14 protein-coding genes and 5 pseudogenes are annotated in these 19,408 nt (G+C 42.0%); 10 read left to right on the top strand and 9 right to left on the bottom strand.

Translation table 11 applies throughout. From position 1 onward, the window contains the following. Positions 1 to 220 precede the first annotated feature (220 nt). From B3Q46_RS05185 to B3Q46_RS05175, 3 genes and pseudogenes are all read right to left on the bottom strand, one after another. Positions 221 to 931, bottom strand: coding sequence for an alpha/beta hydrolase (locus B3Q46_RS05185; RefSeq protein ID WP_286713856.1), 711 nt, complete (start codon positions 929 to 931; stop codon positions 221 to 223). A 65-nt stretch (positions 932 to 996) separates the two neighbouring features. Beyond that, positions 997 to 1,986, bottom strand: a complete 990-nt coding sequence (gene bioB / locus B3Q46_RS05180; protein ID WP_286713854.1) for a biotin synthase BioB — start codon at positions 1,984 to 1,986, stop codon at positions 997 to 999. 147 nt (positions 1,987 to 2,133) lie between these two features. Further along, positions 2,134 to 3,002: pseudogene (locus B3Q46_RS05175) on the bottom strand (IS982 family transposase). A gap of 232 nt (positions 3,003 to 3,234) precedes the next feature. Between B3Q46_RS05175 and B3Q46_RS05170 the strand changes: the two are divergent. From B3Q46_RS05170 to mdh, 9 genes and pseudogenes are all read left to right on the top strand, one after another. Continuing rightward, the gene (locus B3Q46_RS05170) at positions 3,235 to 4,716 is read left to right on the top strand and encodes a TolC family protein (protein ID WP_286713852.1); all 1,482 of its coding nucleotides are present in this window, start codon (positions 3,235 to 3,237) and stop codon (positions 4,714 to 4,716) included. Positions 4,717 to 4,727: 11 nt separating this feature from the next. Further along, positions 4,728 to 5,858, top strand: coding sequence for an HlyD family secretion protein (locus B3Q46_RS05165; protein WP_004779929.1), 1,131 nt, complete (start codon positions 4,728 to 4,730; stop codon positions 5,856 to 5,858). Further along, positions 5,858 to 6,988, top strand: a complete 1,131-nt coding sequence (locus B3Q46_RS05160; protein ID WP_005237554.1) for an ABC transporter permease — start codon at positions 5,858 to 5,860, stop codon at positions 6,986 to 6,988. Before B3Q46_RS05165 ends, B3Q46_RS05160 begins: the two co-directional genes overlap by 1 nt. Continuing rightward, positions 6,985 to 8,085, top strand: a complete 1,101-nt coding sequence (locus B3Q46_RS05155; protein ID WP_286713849.1) for an ABC transporter permease — start codon at positions 6,985 to 6,987, stop codon at positions 8,083 to 8,085. Before B3Q46_RS05160 ends, B3Q46_RS05155 begins: the two co-directional genes overlap by 4 nt. A 64-nt stretch (positions 8,086 to 8,149) precedes the next feature. After that, positions 8,150 to 8,485 (top strand): annotated as a pseudogene (locus tag B3Q46_RS05150) (IS481 family transposase); the annotation flags it as partial. Between the two features lie 50 nt (positions 8,486 to 8,535). Continuing rightward, a pseudogene (locus tag B3Q46_RS05145) lies at positions 8,536 to 8,784 on the top strand (IS5/IS1182 family transposase); the annotation flags it as partial. Positions 8,785 to 8,836: 52 nt separating this feature from the next. Continuing rightward, positions 8,837 to 9,046, top strand: a pseudogene (locus B3Q46_RS16390) (PepSY domain-containing protein); the annotation flags it as partial. After that, positions 9,043 to 9,315 carry a hypothetical protein gene (locus B3Q46_RS16385; protein ID WP_004779934.1) on the top strand — a complete coding sequence of 91 codons (273 nt, stop codon included), beginning with the start codon at positions 9,043 to 9,045 and terminating at the stop codon, positions 9,313 to 9,315. The pseudogene B3Q46_RS16390 and the gene B3Q46_RS16385, both read left to right, overlap by 4 nt. A 255-nt stretch (positions 9,316 to 9,570) precedes the next feature. Then, entirely contained in the window at positions 9,571 to 10,743 is a 1,173-nt protein-coding gene (gene mdh, locus B3Q46_RS05140) for an iron-dependent methanol dehydrogenase (protein WP_004647793.1), read from the top strand. Positions 10,744 to 11,259: 516 nt separating this feature from the next. On the opposite strand, the gene B3Q46_RS05135 is transcribed toward mdh, so the two are convergent. After that, positions 11,260 to 12,441: a hypothetical protein gene (locus B3Q46_RS05135; protein ID WP_004779935.1), complete on the bottom strand. Its 1,182-nt coding sequence runs from the start codon at positions 12,439 to 12,441 to the stop codon at positions 11,260 to 11,262. 201 nt (positions 12,442 to 12,642) lie between these two features. Between B3Q46_RS05135 and B3Q46_RS05130 the strand changes: the two genes are divergently transcribed. After that, entirely contained in the window at positions 12,643 to 14,154 is a 1,512-nt protein-coding gene (locus tag B3Q46_RS05130; protein WP_004779936.1) for an aldehyde dehydrogenase family protein, read from the top strand. 173 nt (positions 14,155 to 14,327) lie between these two features. On the opposite strand, the gene pnuC is transcribed toward B3Q46_RS05130, so the two are convergent. The 5 genes and pseudogenes from pnuC to B3Q46_RS05105 all read right to left on the bottom strand — a co-directional run. Further along, a complete protein-coding gene (gene pnuC / locus B3Q46_RS05125; RefSeq protein ID WP_004779937.1) occupies positions 14,328 to 14,897 on the bottom strand; it encodes a nicotinamide riboside transporter PnuC in 570 nt (189 codons plus the stop codon). A gap of 28 nt (positions 14,898 to 14,925) precedes the next feature. Then, positions 14,926 to 17,094, bottom strand: coding sequence for a TonB-dependent siderophore receptor (locus B3Q46_RS05120; RefSeq protein ID WP_286713844.1), 2,169 nt, complete (start codon positions 17,092 to 17,094; stop codon positions 14,926 to 14,928). A gap of 40 nt (positions 17,095 to 17,134) precedes the next feature. Continuing rightward, positions 17,135 to 18,340, bottom strand: a complete 1,206-nt coding sequence (locus B3Q46_RS05115) for a phosphotransferase enzyme family protein (protein WP_286713858.1) — start codon at positions 18,338 to 18,340, stop codon at positions 17,135 to 17,137. A 299-nt stretch (positions 18,341 to 18,639) separates the two neighbouring features. Beyond that, positions 18,640 to 18,897, bottom strand: a complete 258-nt coding sequence (locus B3Q46_RS05110) for a hypothetical protein (RefSeq protein WP_286713842.1) — start codon at positions 18,895 to 18,897, stop codon at positions 18,640 to 18,642. A gap of 300 nt (positions 18,898 to 19,197) precedes the next feature. Further along, positions 19,198 to 19,408 (bottom strand): annotated as a pseudogene (locus tag B3Q46_RS05105) (hypothetical protein); the annotation flags it as partial.

Here is a 19,408-nt window from a genome sequence, read left to right as displayed (position 1 = left end):
ATTTCTACTTTGGGCTTACAGTCAGGGCTTCGTACAATCTGTATTATGTTAATTTTAGAGGAACTTTATAATTAAAGGATGCCAAATATGCTGTTGATCAAAAGCGTCCTGCACAGAATTTACCCCAATTATTAAAACTAAAACTGATATTAAAACTAAAACTGATCTTAGCGCGTTAAATCTGAAAATGAAACGTCAAGAGCTAATAATCTCTTTTTGCTTAAGCCAGATCGGCTAAAAATTTTAAAATTGGCTCAACGAGTAACTGGGCATCAAAAAGGATGGCATCGTGCGTGCCCTGTATTTTTACCAAATTCAGATTTTGGGTTGTTAAAAACACGGATTCTTGACTAACTTTGTAAGGAACCAACATATCATTCTCGGAAAATATAAATAGCATCTTGACTGAATGATTTTTTAAGATATCCACTAGATTTAATTGCTGCAATAGATAAAGATGCTTAACCTGATAGTTTAAATCAATACTATTTAACTGTTGGTGCAATAATTTTGCACGTTCACGCGCTGCTGTGCCAGCTAAAGTGACCAAGGTACAGAAGCGCTGCATCCCGCGTTTTGGATCAGCCAGTATGGAGGATTTAAATTGTGTATATTGTTCAACTGGCATTGCCTGTGGCCATGCTTCGTTGGCCACGAAACAGGGATTTGACATACAGCAAATCACTGGCTTGGCAATTTTCAATTGTTGCTGGATTTCATTAGCCAGCAAAAGTGCCAACTGTCCACCCAAAGACCATCCCATCAAGACATCAAAAGAACTCGCCTGCCTAACTTTTTCGGCCAAAATACTTTCCACGTTAGGATCAAAAATATCCCATACTTCAACTTGATACTGCTGCCTTAACTGTTCTACAAACGGGGTTAAGACCGCTGTTCCTAGCCCCCAACCCGTAATCATCAGTATCTTCATTTTGTCTGCTCCAATAAAAAGGGACCAATTCAAGTTGAAATGATCCCTGTTTGTTACACGATTAATTAAGCAGGTTGCATCGCATCTACAGCCAATTCTTTAGCTGTTTTCTTGGCAGCTTCAGCTTTTAAGCCTAATTTAGCAAACAAGGCTTTGTCTTTACCTTCACCACTGTTCGGGGCAGTAAGCAATTTATCACCTGAAAATAATGAGTTAGCTCCAGCCATAAATGCCAGTGCCTGATCAGAGTCAGAGAGAGATTCACGACCTGCCGACAAGCGGATATAACTCTTCGGCATAATAATCCGTGCTACCGCAATAGTACGAATCCAGTCAATCACATCCAGTTTTTCAACATCGGCCAGTGGTGTACCTTCAATAGGAACCAGCATATTTATGGGCACCGAACCCGGGTGAATCGGCATAGTCGCTAGTTCAAATAACAAACCGACTCGGTCTTGTACGCCTTCGCCCAAGCCGACAATACCGCCACTACAGACATTAATTCCGGCATTACGCACATGATCAAGCGTATTTAAGCGGTCATCAAAGCTACGTGTACTGATGACATTGGCATAATATTCACGTGAGGTATCAAGGTTGTGGTTGTAATAATCTAGCCCTGCATCTTTCAGACGTTCCGCTTGTGAGGCATTCAGCATCCCTAGGGTCATACAGGCTTCCATGCCCAATTTCTTGACTTCCTGCACCAATTCCAGCACATACGGCATATCGCGTTCATGCGGGTTACGCCATGCTGCGCCCATGCAAAAACGGGTCGAACCGGAAGCTTTGGCCTGTTTGGCTTCAGCAATCGCCTTTTGTACTTCTACGCGTTTTTCAATTTCCAGATCAGTATCATAATGTGCAGATTGCGAACAGTATTTACAATCTTCCGGACAACGGCCCGTTTTAATTGAAAGCAGAGTACTGACCTGAACAGTATTCGGTTCAAAGTTTTGGCGATGAATTTGCTGTGCCTGAAACAGTAAATCCATTAAAGGCAAGTCATAAATTTCTTGTATTTCGGCACGTGACCAATCATTACGGATCATCTTGTCTGCATCATCTAAAATTCCATTAAGTAAATCATACGCTGTTTTTTTTATTTTTCTTTAGCGTTTTCTTTCATATTCATTGCCTGCTTAAAATAGCTTTAGTTTATCAAGCTATTTTGAAAGCTTATTTAACTCGAATCCTGCTTAAGCCGATGATTCCTTAATTTGAATTGTTGGCTTATTTTGATGAGTGAGTTGATATGCACATAGTGAGGCGTAAATTCCACTCAGAAACCCATGAAGACTACGTGCTTTACTCGTTACTAAATTGTATTGCCCCTTCAATAAACTGAATAATGTTTCTATCTTATTGTGTTGTCTTAGGTGATATTCATCTGATGCACAAAGTTGAATAGCCTGCATATTCTTTCGATGATAAATAATTAAATCAATAACTTGATATTTCAATCTAGTTTTTAATTCTTGGCTGATGTAACCTAGATCCCCGTAAAGTTTTACTTCTACACCAGCAACCAATTGCTCAACCATTTTTATGTCAGCAACATGTCCATTCGATAAAGCAGAACAGGCAATTTCACCAAATTGATTCATCGCAATATGTAATTTACAGCCATAAAATCAGCCCATTGAGCTTCTACCACGTGATGCAATTTGGACTAATGATTTATGATGCTGAATACTTAGAGTTTTACAAACTGGCAGAGTTGTTGAATCAATCCATAAATATTGTGTACCTTGGCCTTTCATCAGTGTCACATGTAAAGCGTGTAGAGCTAATTCATGCATATTGATTAGATGAATCATCCTTTGATAGCAAGGCAAGTACTTAAATAAATGGCTTTTACCTTCTTTTAACCAGGTAAAAAAAGGCTTTGAAATTATTGAAATGAGAGCATTTGTACCAAATGGCAATAAAGCAGATTTCTGAAATTGTAAATTGAGCAGTTCTGATTCTTAAGGAACCACGGTTTTGTTTGAGAAACTCTCAATAAGTTGATTCAAATTTAAGAAAAATCATCAATTACGCAGAATAATTCGGTACTATTGAACATCAGAACTAGAGTTGTGAGTTTGGTGTGGTAACTCAACTGATGGCTCTAGTCCTCTTATTTTTCAAGTCAATTTCTTATCCGCGATTCGGGTTAATTAAGGATGTATAAGCTTCCTTTTTTATAGACAAATGTACAAGAAACAATACTATAACTTTACACTAGTTCTATCTACGAACCTTTGATTTATACTAGCCGGATAACATTACCGGCTTTAAATCAGTTTAGCGACTTTATGAACTTAAAGAAAAATAAAAGACAGTTTGTCTGGGGTTTAAATCTGCTTGCATCGATGATGTATGGCAGCTTTGCTCATGCACAGAGCATCAGCTTTCAGGACGCTGAACGTCAGTTGTTGCAAAATTCTTATAGCAGCCAAGCCTATCAAAGTCTGGAACAAGCTTCAAAACTTGAAGCTGAAGCAGTGAAAGGTATAGGTCTGCCACGAGTCGACCTGAATGTTCGTGCCTATGCCTTTCACAGTGAAGTCGATATTCCATTAAAGCAATTTAAAAATAATCTGGAGAATTCACTCTCTCAAGGCGTGAATGGCCGGCTTAATGAGTGGGAGGCCAGTAATGGCGTGGATCTACCTGCAGGTATTACCGATCCACTGCGTGATGGACTTAACAATACTATTCATAGCGGAGTTGGTCTGATTCCGGATACGTCTAATGTCATCCTTGAAGATCAGGTGATTCGCCCCACTGTTTCCGTGATTATGCCAATATATACTGGAGGCCTCACCCGTAGTGCCAAAGAAATTGCCAATATTCAGGTCGGTCGTAGTCAGCTCAGCAACAAACAGCAGCAAGATACGCAGCGTTTTGAACTGATTCAAAGTTATTTTAATGTGCAGCTCCAAAAGCAACTGCATGCAGCTACGCTGTTTAATCTGAATGCCATGCAGCAGCATTATCGCAATGCCTTAAAAATGGAACAGCAAGGTTTTATCAGTAAAGGCCAGCGCATGCAATTTGAAGTAGCACGCAATAATGCCGAGCGCAGCCAGCAAAATACGCAGGCCAATTTGAATGCTGCGCTGTTCCAGCTCAATAATCTGCTTCAGGAAAGTAGCATCACTGAGCTTTCGACGCCTTTATTTGTCAATAAAACTGAGCCACAGGCTTTAAATCATCTGCTGAAAACCTTTAGTCAGAACTCTGCGCTGATTCAAAAAATGCAGCTGGATACCCAATTGGCCCAAGCCAATGTGAAAGCCCAGCAAGCAGCTAAAAAACCGAATATTTTTGCTTTTGGTGAATATAGTCTGGATCAAAATGAAAACTGGATTTTCGGAGTTGCCGCACGCTATAACCTGTTTTCCGGGATCGATAAAAACAAAAATATTCAGGCTGCTGAACTCAAACGCTCTGCCACAGAACTGCTCACTGCACGCACCCAGCAGGAAATTGAAAATCTGATTTATAAATCTTATAGCGAAGCACTTAGTGCACAGCAAAGTGATGCGCTTCTGGCACAAAACTTGAAAGCCGCACAGGAAAATTTACGCATCCAAGAATTGTCCTTTAAAGAAGATATGGGTACCGCCATACAGGTCATCGATGCACAAAATATGCTGAGCGGACTACGAGCCGAAACTGCCTTGAATGCTTACAAATATGTGATGTCACTGGCCACACTATTACAAAGCCATGGCTCGATTGCAGAATTTCCGAACTACATCCAACATACCAACACTCACTATATTCGCTAATGGAGCCGAACATGAACGAAGATCAACAACCCAATGATCCTGTGAATGAAGCGGCTTCATCCAGCGATACAGAAAAATCGCCTGCGCAACAGGTAGAAACAAAAACTGAAATAGAAAATAACGCGACGACTTCGACCGAGCAACAACAAGCTCCTGAAATCGCTAAAAAGAAAAAATATTTATTGCTCGCCCTGATTCCAGTTCTGCTGGCAGTCATCGCTTTTGGATTATGGAAAAGCTACCAACCGGCTCCGCTTGAATTGCAGGGTCGTGTAGAAGCTGAAACAGTTCAGGTGGCGACCAAAGTGCCAAGCCGTATTGAAGAAATTTATGTAGAAGAAGGTCAGCGGGTCAAAAAAGGCGATGTACTGGTGCGCTTAAACAGCCCGGAAATTCAGGCCAAAAAACAGCAAGCCGCAGCGGCTTTACAATCTGCGCTGGCCTTACAATCGACTGCTGAACGCGGCTCGCAGGAAGAAAATATCGCCAGTCTGTATGCCAACTGGCAAGCGCTGAAAGCACAGCAAAATTTAGCCAAAGTTTCTTATGAGCGTGGTGCAAATTTATTGAAGGAAGGTGTGATTTCACGCCAGCGCCGTGATGAATTGTATGCAGCCAGTCAATCAGCAGCGCAAATGACAGAGGCGGCGTATCAGCAATATGCACGTGCCAAACGTGGCAGCACTTCGCAGCAAAAGAGTTCCGCCGATGCACAGGTAGATATTGCCCAGGCTGCGCTGGATGAAGCCAATGCTTTAGAAGCAGAAACCCAATTAGTAGCACCTGTAAACGGAACGGTGTCTAAAACCTATGGCAAAGTCTCGGAGCTGGTAGCCACCGCAGTCCCTGTGGTCAGCCTGATTGAAGATCAAATGTGGGTGAGCCTGAATATTCGTGAAGACCAATATGCCCCGTTTCAGAAATTGAGCAGTATTGAAGGTTATATTCCCGCCCTAGATAAAACCGCCACTTTTAAAATCAAGCAGATCAGTGCTGAAGGTGAATTTGCCACCATTAAGACCACACGCCAAACCGGCGGTTATGATGTGCGAAGTTTTAAGCTGCATCTTGTGCCCACACCAGCGATTCCTGAACTGAAAGTTGGGATGAGCGTGTTATTTAAACTGAAAGAGACCCGATAATGTGGACGGGTATATGGCGCGAACTGCGCTATCTGCTCCGCGAAAAATGGGATCTGTGTCTGGTCACGCTCGCACCTGCACTAGTGATTATTTTATTCAGCAGCATGTTTGCTCAAGGGAAACCGGATCATTTACCGATTGCGATTATTGATCAAGACCAGAGTGCGCTGAGTCAAAGCATTTATCAGCATGTGGCGCTGAATCATACTCTTAAAATTGCTACGGTGTCGGAACAAACAGCTGAAATTGAGCGCCTGTTAAATCAAAATAAAATTTGGGGTTATATCCATATTCCCAGCGGTGCCGAGCAACGTCTGGTTCGTGCCCGGGATGCTGACATCAGTATTGCTTTTAATCAGAGTTATTTTAGTATCGGAAATACCATTTCCTCTGCCATGCTGGTCAGTACCCTGCAAGCACTGGCTGAATTTAGCGGACAGCAATATCTGGGCAACCGGCTGCCTTCTCTCGAAGCACCGTCACCGCATATCAAAATATCGCCGCTGTATAATCCACAACTGAATTATGAATTCTATCTGGAACTCTATGTCATTCCGGCAATTCTGCATTTACTGTTGTGTTGTTGTGTGGCATTTTCCGTCGGTCAGGAACTGAAGCGGCAGACCTTAACAAGCTGGATTAGCAACTCATCCATCTGGATGGCATTGCTGTCTAAGAACCTGATCTATGTGGCTATTTTTAGTCTATGGACCTGGATCTGGATGTTCTGGCTGATTGAAATTCGCGGCTGGTTTGTTGCCGGCTCGCTCGCTCTGATTCTATCGGCACAATTTCTGCTATATAGCGCTTATGCATTTTTAAGCAGTGCAGTGGTTCTAGCAACCAAAGATTTAAGTAAATCTTTTGGCATCATTGCGGTCTATGGTGGTTCATCTTTAAGTTTTGCCGGTGTGACCTTACCTTTAAATAATGCGCCCCTATTCACCCAGTTCTGGTCCAATATTATTCCGTTCACGCCCTATGCCAAATTACAAACTGAACAATGGGTGATTGGTAGTCCATTGCATATTTCACTGCAAGCTGGATTAATGCTGCTGATCTATGCCCTAGTCTACGCTCTGCTGGCTTATCTGTTTCTTAAAAAAATCGCCAAAGGAGCAACACCATGAAATCCCTTTGGTTTTACTATCTACAAAGCTTTAAAGATATCGTCAGTCACGGCACGATCTTTACCACGCTGATTCTATCTGTCTTGTTTTACAGCTTTTTTTATCCAACCGCTTATCAGGCACAGCAGGCTGAAGCCTTACCGATTATTATTGTCGATGAAGAACAAAGTAGCTTGAGTACCCGCATTATTGGTCAGGTGGCACAAAGCCCCAATGTCGAAATTCAGGCGATTACCGGAAATTTTGCCGAAGCCAAACAATGGATGGAATCTCAAAAAGCCGATGGTATCTTGTTACTACCGGACAATTTATCGCAAAGCTTAAGGCATGGTGAAACAGGCGGAATTGGACTGTATTTAAGCACGGCCAACTTTTTAGTGACCAAACAAATTGGTCTGGGCTTAGCTACATCAGTTGAGCAAACTTTGGCAGATTATACTGAACGCTTTGGCAAGGTCTCGGATTTTTCACCTGCCCTTTCTGTGCATCAAATTCCTTTATTTAATCCGCTGTCCGGCTATGGCAGCTATGTCTTTCCTGCGGTTGCACCTTTAATTATTCACCAAACCATTCTTTTGGGTTTGAGTATGCTAATTTTAGTATATCGGGAAAGAAAAGTAGAATTAAACGCAAATGCATTGATTGGGATGTGTTTAGCGGTCTTTACTATTGGCTGTCTGGGATGTTTCTATTTATTCGGCTTTAGCTTCTGGCTATTTGATTATCCACGTGGTGGCAACCTGTTCGGGATGCTACTGGCTGTTCCAGTTTTTATCTATACAATAATTGGCATGACCTGCCTATTCGCCAGTTTTCTGGATTTGCCGGAACGTGCGGGTCATGTGATTGTATTCACTTCCATTCCACTGTTCTTTTTATCTGGTGCGGCCTGGCCGCATGCTGCAATGCCTATCTGGATGCAAGTCGTTGGCGAAATCCTGCCTTCCACCCAAATTGTGCAGATGTTTATTCAACTCAATCAGATGGGTGTACCTACAGAGTTAGTCTTGCCTAAATTGCTTTATCTCGGAATGATCGGAAGCTTGTGCTTTTTCTTGGCTTATCGACGTTTAATTTTAAACTGTGGAACTTTCTAGCTAGGTGTTTAGTCCCAGATTTTAATGGTGTAATATTCTCAGAGAAATGGAAAGATGCAGCACTATGGGACAAGTTCTACACAACAGCGCCACAACGACACAGACAGTGCGTCGAGCAATACAAAATAGTTAAGAGAGCTTAATAACGCTAGCCAAGCGTTACGGCATCAATCAAAAGACTGTCGCAAAATGGAAGAAACTTACTTCAGTAGATGATCTTACAACCGGGCCAAAGAATCCTCGCTCAAGCGTGTTATCGCCTGAAAATGAGGCGGCAATTGTTGCTTTTCGAAAACGCACTTTGTTGCCGCTAGACGATTGCCCTTATACATTGCAGCCGAGTATTCCTTATCTGACACGCTCGTCGTTACACCGCTGCTTGCAGCGGCATGGTATTTCATGACTGCCTAAGGTACAAGGTGATCGGCCTGTCAGGAAGCGCTTCATAAGAAATTGAGATCTTTAGAGAGGAATGAATTATTAAAATCAGTCAAACGGCTAGGTCGGTCACTTTGGAAAAAATGGTCTGGTTATCATCATCGAAGTTTAGTGGAAACCAAAATGCATTGCATCAAATTATTAGGCGATAAATTAACAGCAAGGAGTTTTGCTAGTCAGGTGGATGAGATTCATGCACGTGTAGCAGTTTTAAATAAATTCACAGAATTAGATCGCCCTAATACCCAAGTTGTCACTTGAATTTAGCTCAATTAGGGCAGCATTGTCTTTCAAACCTTTGTGCAACAAAGCCCTTCCCCTGATTGATATTTATTATTTAGTTTCCCAGTAATATGTTGATTCTTTTGCGACTTATTGGCCTTTTTTGCGTATTGACCTGATGTTATGGCCCTTGGCACTTCTCGCCCTATTGTTACACCAGAAAATTACCCCTATTCATCAAAAGGCGGTCAATAAAATTCACGCCAAACTAAAAGTTACGCAACAGGAATCATCAACATGATATGGATTGCAGTGATCGGTCTGCTTTGGCTAAGCTGCTTTGCCTTTTATACTGTAAGTGCAAAGCAGATTCTAAAAACCCGAAAATCTCGGTACGCTTTTTTAGCGAATTTTCCTACGTACACTAAATTCGCAGCAGGTATTTTCTTATTCGTTGCAATGGTTTTATTACGGACCCGGTTTAGCTCCAGTATCAGCTTTGTGGCTCTATGGATATTTCTAAGCCCTGTACTGTTTATCTTTATCTTAAAAATGAATAAAGCACTTTAGTATTTATTTAAAATCAGAAAGTAGCAAACAGCCTAGTCCGCTACTTACATGCCCTCTATTGAAACAATCTACCCAGTATCTGCTAAACCTTGCCAACCTACTTTTAAATATTTCAGATTCATTATTTTGGCTAGAATCAAAAATTTAAATTGGTAGGTATTTGGTAGGTAGGATTCTTTTTAACTTCATCCAATACTCATATTACGGTGAGGGTCACCGATAAAATAATCAATGAATGGTAGAAGGAATCACACCATGGCTTTTAAAAATATTTCAGATCAAACTAACGGTTTTTATATTCCCTGTGTTTCACTTTTTGGTCCGGGCTGTGCTAAAGAAATCGGGATAAAAGCACAAAATTTAGGTGCCAAGAAAGCGCTGATTGTAACTGATGCGGGGCTGTTTAAATTTGGTGTTGCAGATGATATTGCAAACTATTTGAAAGAGGCGGGTGTTGACAGTTATATTTTCCCAGGCGCGGAACCCAATCCAACTGATATTAACGTGCATCATGGAGTTACAGCTTATAATGAAAATGCCTGTGATTTTATTGTATCGTTAGGTGGGGGTTCATCACATGACTGTGCCAAAGGCATTGGTCTAGTCACTGCAGGTGGCGGACATATCCGTGATTATGAAGGGATTGATAAAAGTACCGTCCCGATGACACCACTGATTGCAATCAATACTACGGCAGGGACAGCTTCGGAGATGACACGTTTCTGTATCATTACCAATACCGATACCCATGTGAAAATGGCGATTGTAGATTGGCGTTGTACACCACTCATTGCGATTGATGACCCTAAACTTATGTTGGCCAAACCTGCAGGGCTGACTGCGGCAACAGGTATGGATGCCTTGACGCATGCAGTAGAAGCCTATGTGTCTACAGCAGCAAACCCAATCACTGATGCCTGTGCAGAAAAGGCGATTACCATGATCAGCGAATGGCTTAGCCCGGCAGTGGCGAATGGGGATAATCTGGAAGCACGGGATGCCATGAGCTATGCCCAATATCTTGCCGGAATGGCCTTTAACAACGCCTCTTTAGGATATGTGCATGCGATGGCACATCAGCTCGGAGGCTTCTACAACTTGCCGCATGGTGTTTGTAATGCAATTCTGCTCCCCCATGTCTGTGAATTTAACCTGATTGCTTGTCCTGAACGTTATGCCAAAATTGCCCAATTGATGGGGGTGAATACAGAAGGCTTAACCGTAACTGAAGCAGCTTATGAAGCGATTGGCGCCATTCGTCAGCTTTCGGCTTCAATTGGTATTCCATCTGGGCTGACGGAATTGAATGTAAAAGAAGCTGACTTGGCCATCATGGCGGAAAATGCACAAAAAGATGCCTGCATGCTGACCAATCCACGTAAAGCCAGCCATGCCCAAGTGGTAGATATTTTTAAAGCGGCGATGTAGTGCCTCAATGTAAGTCTTCTTTCCAATCATCTGACTTACATTTTTAACAGCCCCTGTTTCACTTTCTGAGGAAGTGTGCCAAGAGCAGACATGCATTTTCCTGTTCCTGGCTGATCCTTTTGCCTTCATAAGAGGATAAAAACGGGGGGTGTTTCTTTTTTATCAAGCCCCTTTCATTATGAATATCGACATTAATCCCATGGTAGAAAAATGCCAAGATTTTTTTAGCCCGTTTCAGCCACAAATAAAATTTCATAGCGTATTATCTTACGATTATATTTGATCCCTGAGGAATAAACTGCGCGTTCTTCAAATGACATGAAGGTGAGCGTAGCTGATTTTAATGAAGAGCATCCCATCAAGCAGCTAGGCAAACTGGGTAGCCACTGATAAAAATTTTAGGATCAGGTTCAGTCTAAATCAATAAGTAAACCCACAGTAAGCAAGGATAATACTTAATATTCCAGAATTTTCCTATTTTAACTGTTTAGCTTTGTACCGACAGTTACATCAGCTTTAAAGATTTTTATATTTTAACAGAGTCTGATGAACGGGATGGATTTTGGGCATCAGTTCAATCAGGCGTTCTATAGCATCAATCGCTTCAGGAAAATGTGCCACATGTTTCAGCAGGACATCGGTTTCATTAGCCTTGAAAATGGCATCGCTCAGGCGTGATTCCAGACAATCTCTCCAAGCGCATAGAAATGGACTTTCTGTTCTAGCCAGAAATACGCCGGTACATAATTTCAAGGCTGAATCAATATATCCAGCATCTAGGGATTGCTCCATCATTAAAAAGTCAGCCTCTACATCCGCCAATAAACGATAGGGTCTGGAACCTAGCATACCACCTAGTACATCGCGTAACTGTGACATTTCTGCTTTTAAAGTCCCTATACTGACCTTGCGTTCGCCATATAAGGCCTGATGCAAGGTATCTAGACTCAGGCCCTGCGGACATAAGGCCAGAATGGCTAGAATTTCAATCTGTCGAGGGGTCAGAACTAGCACCTTGCCATTAAACAGCACTTGAGGTACTGAAAAAGCCCGAATAAACAGGCGCTGCTTCTGGCATTCTAGTAGAGCCGACTGGATGATCGTAGCACAGCGCTCCGCAGCTAGTAGTGCTAAACTGTTATGCTTTGGCCAGGTAGTTGACAGATCAATGACACCTAAGACCTGTTTTGAATAGGGATCAATAATCGGAGCAGCGTAACAAACCCAATCATGAATGGAGGACATGTAATGTTCACTGGAAAAGACACAGCTGGATTGTTGAGTTTTTAAGGATAATGCCAATGCATTGGTTCCGACTAGCTCTTCGCGCCATTGTCCACCTTCAATAAAATGTACACTTTCTGCGGCACTTTGCATTTGCGGGCTGGACGCTGTCCAGATGATAGTGCTGCCTATATCACCGACTGCCAATACCATCGATGACTGCTCTGCAATATGTTTCAAGTCTTGTGCACAATGGTGTAGAGCATAGGCTAAAGTTAAAGAAGAAGTGGTCTTTTTTATATCTGTCAGTGGTGCTGCTAAACGATTCTTAGGGATTTCAGCCGAGGATGAGCGCTGCCAAGAGCTGGCAATACTCTGTCCCAGCTGTTCTGCATGCAGGGGAGATAAACTGCTACTTTGCCGAAGCTGATCGATATTGTGCCTTTTTTGCGCCAAATCTTGTTTTGTCATCATTCCTTATTCTCACAACAATTCATGATTTACATCCGCTGTAATCGTTATTCTTTTAAAATAGATGAAAAGATCGTGAACATGCTAGCTCCAACCTTTTTCCAACCTTACCTCATTTATATTAATCAAATAAGGTGCAGAAGTACCTTATACCAAAGCTGTAGAAGCGGTTTTGCCATACGAAAATAAGCAAAGGAAATAAATATGCGTTACATCGATCCCAATCAACCTGGTTCAAAAATTCAATTTAAAGCACAATACGATAATTTCATTGGCGGCGAATGGGTCGCTCCGGTCAAAGGCGAATACTTTGACAATCTCTCTCCGGTAGATGGCAAAGTCTTTACCAAAGTACCGCGTTCTTCTGTAGAAGACATTGAATTGGCCCTGGATGCAGCACACAAAGCCAAAGAACAATGGAACAGAGCATCGCCGACCACCCGCTCCAATATTCTGTTGAAAATTGCCGACCGTCTGGAACAAAATCTGGAAATGTTGGCTGTAGCAGAAACCTGGGACAATGGAAAACCGATCCGTGAAACGCTGGCTGCCGATATTCCACTGGCCATTGACCATTTCCGTTATTTTGCCGGCTGTATCCGGGCTCAGGAAGGTGGCATTTCCGAAATTGATGAAGATACTATCGCCTACCATTTCCATGAACCGCTTGGTGTAGTCGGACAAATCATTCCCTGGAACTTCCCGATTCTGATGGCCGCCTGGAAACTCGCGCCAGCCTTGGCTGCAGGCAACTGTATTGTGCTGAAACCTGCAGAACAGACTCCGGTCAGTATTCTGGTGCTAGCTGAACTGATTCAGGACATTTTGCCGCCGGGCGTGTTGAACATCGTCAATGGCTACGGGGTCGAAGTCGGCCGTCCACTGGCGACCAATCCCCGTATTGCCAAGATTGCCTTTACCGGCTCGACTGCCGTCGGCCAAATGATAATGCAGTATGCAACTGAAAATATTATTCCGGTAACGCTGGAACTTGGCGGTAAATCACCAAACTTGTTCTTTGCCGACATTATGGATCAGGAAGACGATTATCTGGACAAAGCTCTGGAAGGCTTTGCCATGTTTGCCCTGAACCAGGGTGAAATCTGTACCTGTCCTTCCCGTGCCTTGGTACAGGAAAGTATTGCCGATGAATTTCTGGCGCGTGCAGTAGAGCGGGTGCAACGGATTAAGACTGGTCATCCGTTAGATACCGACACCATGATTGGTGCGCAAGCCTCACAGGAACAGCAGGACAAGATTCTGGGTTGTATTGCCACTGGCCGTGAAGAAGGCGCACAGATCCTGACCGGTGGTGAAGCACGTCATGAAGTGGGTCAAGGTTTCTATATTGAACCGACCATCTTTAAAGGCACCAATGACATGAAAACCTTCCAGGAAGAAATCTTCGGGCCTGTACTGGCTGTGACCACCTTCAAAGACTTCGATGATGCGATCAAGATCGCCAATGATACGATTTATGGACTCGGTGCCGGTGTCTGGTCACGCTCAGCGCATACCTCTTACCGTGCAGGCCGTGCTATTCAGGCCGGCCGGGTCTGGACCAACTGTTATCACATCTACCCTGCCCATGCGGCTTTCGGTGGTTATAAAAAATCAGGGATTGGGCGTGAGAATCACAGAATGATGCTGGATCATTATCAGCAGACTAAAAACTTGCTAGTCAGCTATTCGACCAAACCAGCCGGGTTCTTTTAAGAAGTGAAATAAAAGCGAACTTCGGTTCGCTTTGAATGTATGGTAGCTAGCTTTCACAAAATATCAGCAACATCTTCAAGCTGCGGCCAATTCAAATAAAGTTTTTAGTCTATAAACACTTTTTTTTAAAGGAAAGAGCATCACCTCAAATTTCTATTTGCAATAGTGTCATTTCAAGATAATGTCACTCTATAAAGATTTCGCCACATCCTCCAGCCATTTAGTGCAAGAAGAATAAAGAGAAAATAGAGTACGGCTGTTAAATACAATGATTTATGGGTGTACATACCGACATAAATTACATCTAGAACACACCATAATCCCCAGCTTTCAATATATTTTTTGGCTGCCCAATAACTTGCCACCAAGCTAAAAGAGGCCAACATGGAATCCAACCAAGGGAGTGATGCTGTGGTGAAATGAGCAAATAAGGCGCCAATTGCCAGACCGGCGACAATACCCACAATCAGACTATATACCCAGATTTTTTTATTCAAATAGCCAATCTGCACGGTGATAGCCTGATCATGATTTTTCTTCGACCAGCTATACCAGCCATACAGTTGCATCAAGATAAATACGGCTTGTAATGCTGCGTCTGCAAATAAATTGACACGATAAAAAATAATCATATATAAAAATACAGCGACAATATTCACCAACCAGCAGACTTTATATTGTTTGGAGGTCAGCCAGACACCTAAAACGTTTAAAATGAACGCTGCAATTTCTATATTTTCCATAGCAATATAACCTGATTAAGCAGCCAATTTAGAAGTTCAGATTGAATGACAAGGTTGCTGTACGCGGCGAACCCAAGAATAAATAATCATCACCCAAAAATTCACCTGCATCACGCCAGTATTTTTTGTTGAACAGATTATTAATATTCAAGCGCAGCAATGCATCGGTCGTATTCAGCTTAAATTGATAAGCAGCGCCTAAATCAACCACACTATAACCCGCGACTTTCGCAGTGCCCTCTTTATTGGCATATTTGCTGGAACTGTATTGACCACCTGCCAGAACAGTGAAACCTACAATGCTCGGTACGTTATAGCGAAGATGCGTTGCGAAACGAACTTTTGGCACGTTTTGCGCTTGATGATGGCCATATTCAACCGCTTCCACATTTTCTAAACGGGCTTTGATCAAGGCTAAAGATGAAGTTAAGGCCAGATGATCGGTTAATGCACCATTCAGTCCGAGCTCCAGACCCTGACTATGTTGTTCGCCTTCCGCAACAAAATAGCGAAGTCCTGAAATCGGCTTGCTATATTGGTTGTCTTGGCGTAAATCAAATAGCGAGGCAGTCAATAAAAACTGCTTGATCTGTTGTTTGAAACCAACTTCATATTGCTCTGAATAGATCGGCGCTAGAGTTTCAGCAGCATTCGCTGCAAACCAAGGCGCTGTTTTTCCATCTGACAAGCCTTTGGCATACGAGGCATAGACGGTAGTCGATTCCAAGGGGCTATAGCTGATTGCGAATTGCGGTAAAAATTTAGCTAAATCGGTATCGCGGACTTTTACCCGATCTGCATCATATGCTTGTTCATCCAGCTTGATCCATTTTCCGCCAATCAAAGTGGTCCAATGTTCATTCCATTCAATACGATCTAAGGCTGTGAATGCGGTTTGTTTACTTTTAAGCGCTTGATACTTTTGTCCAACATCAACAGTTGTTGGCTCAACATCAGTAGTTTCTGTATAAATATTACCTACACCAATCCATTCATAGACATCACCGAAACGATCACGTGATTTATTGGTTTGTGTAATATCAAAATTTAGATAATGTTGCGCCCAATTGGTAGCAATCACCCCATCCAATTTGACTTTAAATTGGTTGGTTTTAAAAGTGTCATCTGGATTTTGATAGTCGTAAATATCATACTCGCCAGCTTTACCAAACGTGTTACAGGAATACGCTTCTAGACAGCCTTCCCGATAATAACCATAAGCAAAGCTTGAATAGTCATCAACTCTGGATTTACTGTGGGCGGCAACGAGTCCCAAGTTCCAGTCATCATTCAAAGCATAACTATATTTTAAACTGCTATTCAGACTATCGATCGTGACCGGTTTGCCCCAAGTCTGATAACCCAGCAATCGATCCCATTTCACATTTTCTGGGACTTTGCCATCCAGTAATTGATAACCTGGCACTGATTTTTGTTCGGAACGCTGTGCTTCTAGATCAAGTTCTACTTTGGATTGCGCTGACATCTTCCAATCTAAGGCCAATGCCGCTAAATAGCGTTCACCCTCCACATGATCGACATAAGAATCCATCTGTTCATTCACCAGATTGATGCGATATCCGAATTGTTGCTCATCACTCCAAAAACCACCGAGATCAGTTGCCACTGAAAACTGTCCATGTTGGTCAGCAGAGAATGTCAGGGCCTGGATATCTTTAGGTCGCTTGGTGACATAATTGACCACACCACTCGGGGTCGACATACCACTTTGAATCGCGGAAATGCCTTTTAAAATTTCCACACGTTCTTTGTTTTCAAGTGCAACATTTTGTTCACCACGAATCACATTGCCATTAATGAGGTAGCTTGATGCCAAATCGAGTGCAAAGCCACGCGAGACAAAGTTTGGATAATAGCCAATTGCAGCATAGCCCTCACCGATGGCTGCATCATTTTTTACAACATCGCTCAGCACACGCGCGTGTTGTTCAGCAATGAGATCTGCAGTCAAGATAGAGACCGATGCAGGTATTTTTTGAAGACTGTCCGTACCCAAACCTTCAATATTCACTTTGGCACTTGAGTAAGGCATGCTTTGATCGGCTTTGATCACAATCGTGTCAAGCTGTTGAACATCGTCTTCAGCATAAGTCAGCGGGGCTAAACACAGCGGTGACAGAATGATCATTTTTAAAGATCGGGTTAATACATTCTGTTTGAGTTGACGAGTGTTCATGCGAAACCTTATGTCTGTGAAGTGGGTGATGATGCTGGGTTTAGAGAGAGCATTGAGAAGCTTGCAATTCATGTTGAATAAGCCGAGTTAAAGTCTGGGTAAATTGTTGGCCTTGTTCGCCAAAGAACCAGTCCACATGACCGATAATCCAATCGTAATAAGCCGCATCTGCATGGTTGAGGTTGTGGGTAATACCCACAAAATACTCCAGCTCTGAAAAAGCGAAATCCAAATGCACGATTTTCAGTAGTTCTGGCAAAATACTAAAATCTTCTTGTGGATGTACTTCAGAAAAATAAGCATGTAGAAAGGCAGTTAAACCAGCTTCATCAATCTGAATATGTGGGCTCTGCTCTAATTCCAACCAATCAATGAAATTACGTTCAATCGTCACAGCCAGATCATAAAGTGCAGAGTTTCGGTCAGATAAACCAAAATCAATTACGGCAGTAATCTCAGCTTTGGCATCTGGCGATGACCAAAATAGATTAGAAGCGTGTAAATCGTTATGGGTCCAAATTCTGCTTGCTTGTTGCAATACAGGCTGAATACGCTGGTGAACCTGTAAGATTTGATCTAAAAAGTAAGGATCCAAATTTTTGTCGGCAAAGTAACGGCTTAATTCTGGACTGTTTACAATGCGCCGTTGAATGGCTGTAACGATATTTTCACTGTCTAAAAGTTGCTGATTGGACACTAAATAAGATGCTGATCGGCCTTGCTGCTCAGGAAAATCCTGCATGGCCATATGTAACTTTGCCAGCAATTGCCCAGCTTTCGCAGCATGTTCAGCATAGAAAAAAGGTTTCCAGGATTGCTGATCTGCATACAGATCTAAGCCGGCTGCTTTTGCATAGACTTCATAGGTCCAGTCACCTAGCTCTAAAGCAGTCAGACCTTGATTTGAGCTAATCAATGCTGCAACAGGAATTTCTTTGCTAGCTAAATGCTGAAGAACAGCATGCTCCTGTAAAATATCGCGGGCACGACGAAAGGAACAATGGCTGCGCTTAATCAAATACTGATGCGCGACTGCTTCATCCCTGATCACAAAATCCTGCTCCACCTTGACCAGAGCCGCAGATGAAAATGGCCGGGGACTATACCACAAAATCTCAAAATGACCTTGTAAACAGGAATAGTGCTGCTGCAGACTTTGTAATTCTGGATCAGAAATATGTGCCCAGTCTTTATTTTCCCAGGCATTGCCCATACCATGACCTAAATTATTGGTAATTATGGTCATCATCACTATTCCTGAGCTAGATCATTATCTAATAATGGAAAATCATCGTTTAGGCGAACATGCAAACAGTATTTTTAAATACATTTAATATTGAAGACACGCCCTAAAGTTAAGTGGTACATACCAGTATTAAATTGAAGGCAAGTTTAGCCTTATAAATATAAAAATAGAATAGATCTCTCGCATAAATCAAAAAATGATCTTCTTTTTGGTTAATATTCGAACTCCAGATTTCTTAGCATTCGCGCATAATCTGCGGATGAAATATATCGATTCAAACAAGCTTTCTTATCCTCAGTTCAAGCGATAACGTAGTTTTGAAATGTACCGTAATTCATTTTCATGACTTCACTAAGTAGCTCTTTAAATCCCTGTTTATCAGCAGCAAATTCTACTAGTGATTCATTGTTCAGATCAGTAACACATGCCATGGTCGAAATAACCTGTACACTATGAGCTTTGAATAACCCTCTCAAAATTTCATTTGAATGATTTTGGTCTTTAATGAAGTTCTTTAACGGCTCAGCAGGGATTGCCCAAGTATCGAAGTCTTTCATCTGTATCTGACGAACTTCAATGTCATTGATTTTGATGCTTCGATTCGTTTATAGAAAAAAATCATTCATAATGATGTCTCAAATTAGATTTTAATGACAAAAAAATACCCTGATGGTTATCCCATCAGAGCTAAATATAAAATTATTTATTTCTTAATTTGAAATACTTTGATCAATCAGTTTCTCAATAGTATTAGAGGCAACATCATTAAAGTATGCACACTCACACTTAACTTCTTCTATTGTGCATTAATGGAAATACGATCCTCTTGGCTAACATATGATTAATGAAGCATATTTTCATATTCTTTCAATGTTTTTTTGCAGTACAGTATTTGGATCCTTTTCCCAATAACCAATACCCAGCTTACCATCAATATTTGCAGCGTAATATTTAGGTTGATCATATTGAACCGTACCGGGTTTGTCGGAGACCACTTTTCTTGAGATGAGAAGCATTGCTTCGAAAGACGTAGCGAAGCGTAGTATCCCGATGACAAAATTAAAATAT

The sequence above is a fragment of the Acinetobacter sp. UBA2581 genome, from assembly GCF_002339435.1.
Lineage (GTDB): Bacteria > Pseudomonadota > Gammaproteobacteria > Pseudomonadales > Moraxellaceae > Acinetobacter > Acinetobacter variabilis.
Note: the sequence above shows the minus strand (reverse complement) of the source record. Positions and strands in the feature narration are given on the sequence as shown.

Excerpts from the sequence above, each read along its gene's own strand:
- pnuC (WP_004779937.1), bottom strand. The coding sequence starts at position 14,897 with ATGGAAAATATAGAAATTGCAGCGTTCATTTTAAACGTTTTAGGTGTC.
- B3Q46_RS05130 (WP_004779936.1), top strand. The coding sequence starts at position 12,643 with ATGCGTTACATCGATCCCAATCAACCTGGTTCAAAAATTCAATTTAAA.
- B3Q46_RS05170 (WP_286713852.1), top strand. The coding sequence starts at position 3,235 with ATGAACTTAAAGAAAAATAAAAGACAGTTTGTCTGGGGTTTAAATCTG.
- B3Q46_RS05165 (WP_004779929.1), top strand. The coding sequence starts at position 4,728 with ATGAACGAAGATCAACAACCCAATGATCCTGTGAATGAAGCGGCTTCA.
- B3Q46_RS05120 (WP_286713844.1), bottom strand. The coding sequence starts at position 17,094 with ATGAACACTCGTCAACTCAAACAGAATGTATTAACCCGATCTTTAAAA.
- B3Q46_RS05135 (WP_004779935.1), bottom strand. The coding sequence starts at position 12,441 with ATGATGACAAAACAAGATTTGGCGCAAAAAAGGCACAATATCGATCAG.
- B3Q46_RS05115 (WP_286713858.1), bottom strand. The coding sequence starts at position 18,340 with ATGACCATAATTACCAATAATTTAGGTCATGGTATGGGCAATGCCTGG.
- bioB (WP_286713854.1), bottom strand. The coding sequence starts at position 1,986 with ATGATCCGTAATGATTGGTCACGTGCCGAAATACAAGAAATTTATGAC.
- mdh (WP_004647793.1), top strand. The coding sequence starts at position 9,571 with ATGGCTTTTAAAAATATTTCAGATCAAACTAACGGTTTTTATATTCCC.
- B3Q46_RS05160 (WP_005237554.1), top strand. The coding sequence starts at position 5,858 with ATGTGGACGGGTATATGGCGCGAACTGCGCTATCTGCTCCGCGAAAAA.
- B3Q46_RS05155 (WP_286713849.1), top strand. The coding sequence starts at position 6,985 with ATGAAATCCCTTTGGTTTTACTATCTACAAAGCTTTAAAGATATCGTC.
- B3Q46_RS05185 (WP_286713856.1), bottom strand. The coding sequence starts at position 931 with ATGAAGATACTGATGATTACGGGTTGGGGGCTAGGAACAGCGGTCTTA.
- B3Q46_RS05110 (WP_286713842.1), bottom strand. The coding sequence starts at position 18,897 with ATGAAAGACTTCGATACTTGGGCAATCCCTGCTGAGCCGTTAAAGAAC.
- B3Q46_RS16385 (WP_004779934.1), top strand. The coding sequence starts at position 9,043 with ATGATATGGATTGCAGTGATCGGTCTGCTTTGGCTAAGCTGCTTTGCC.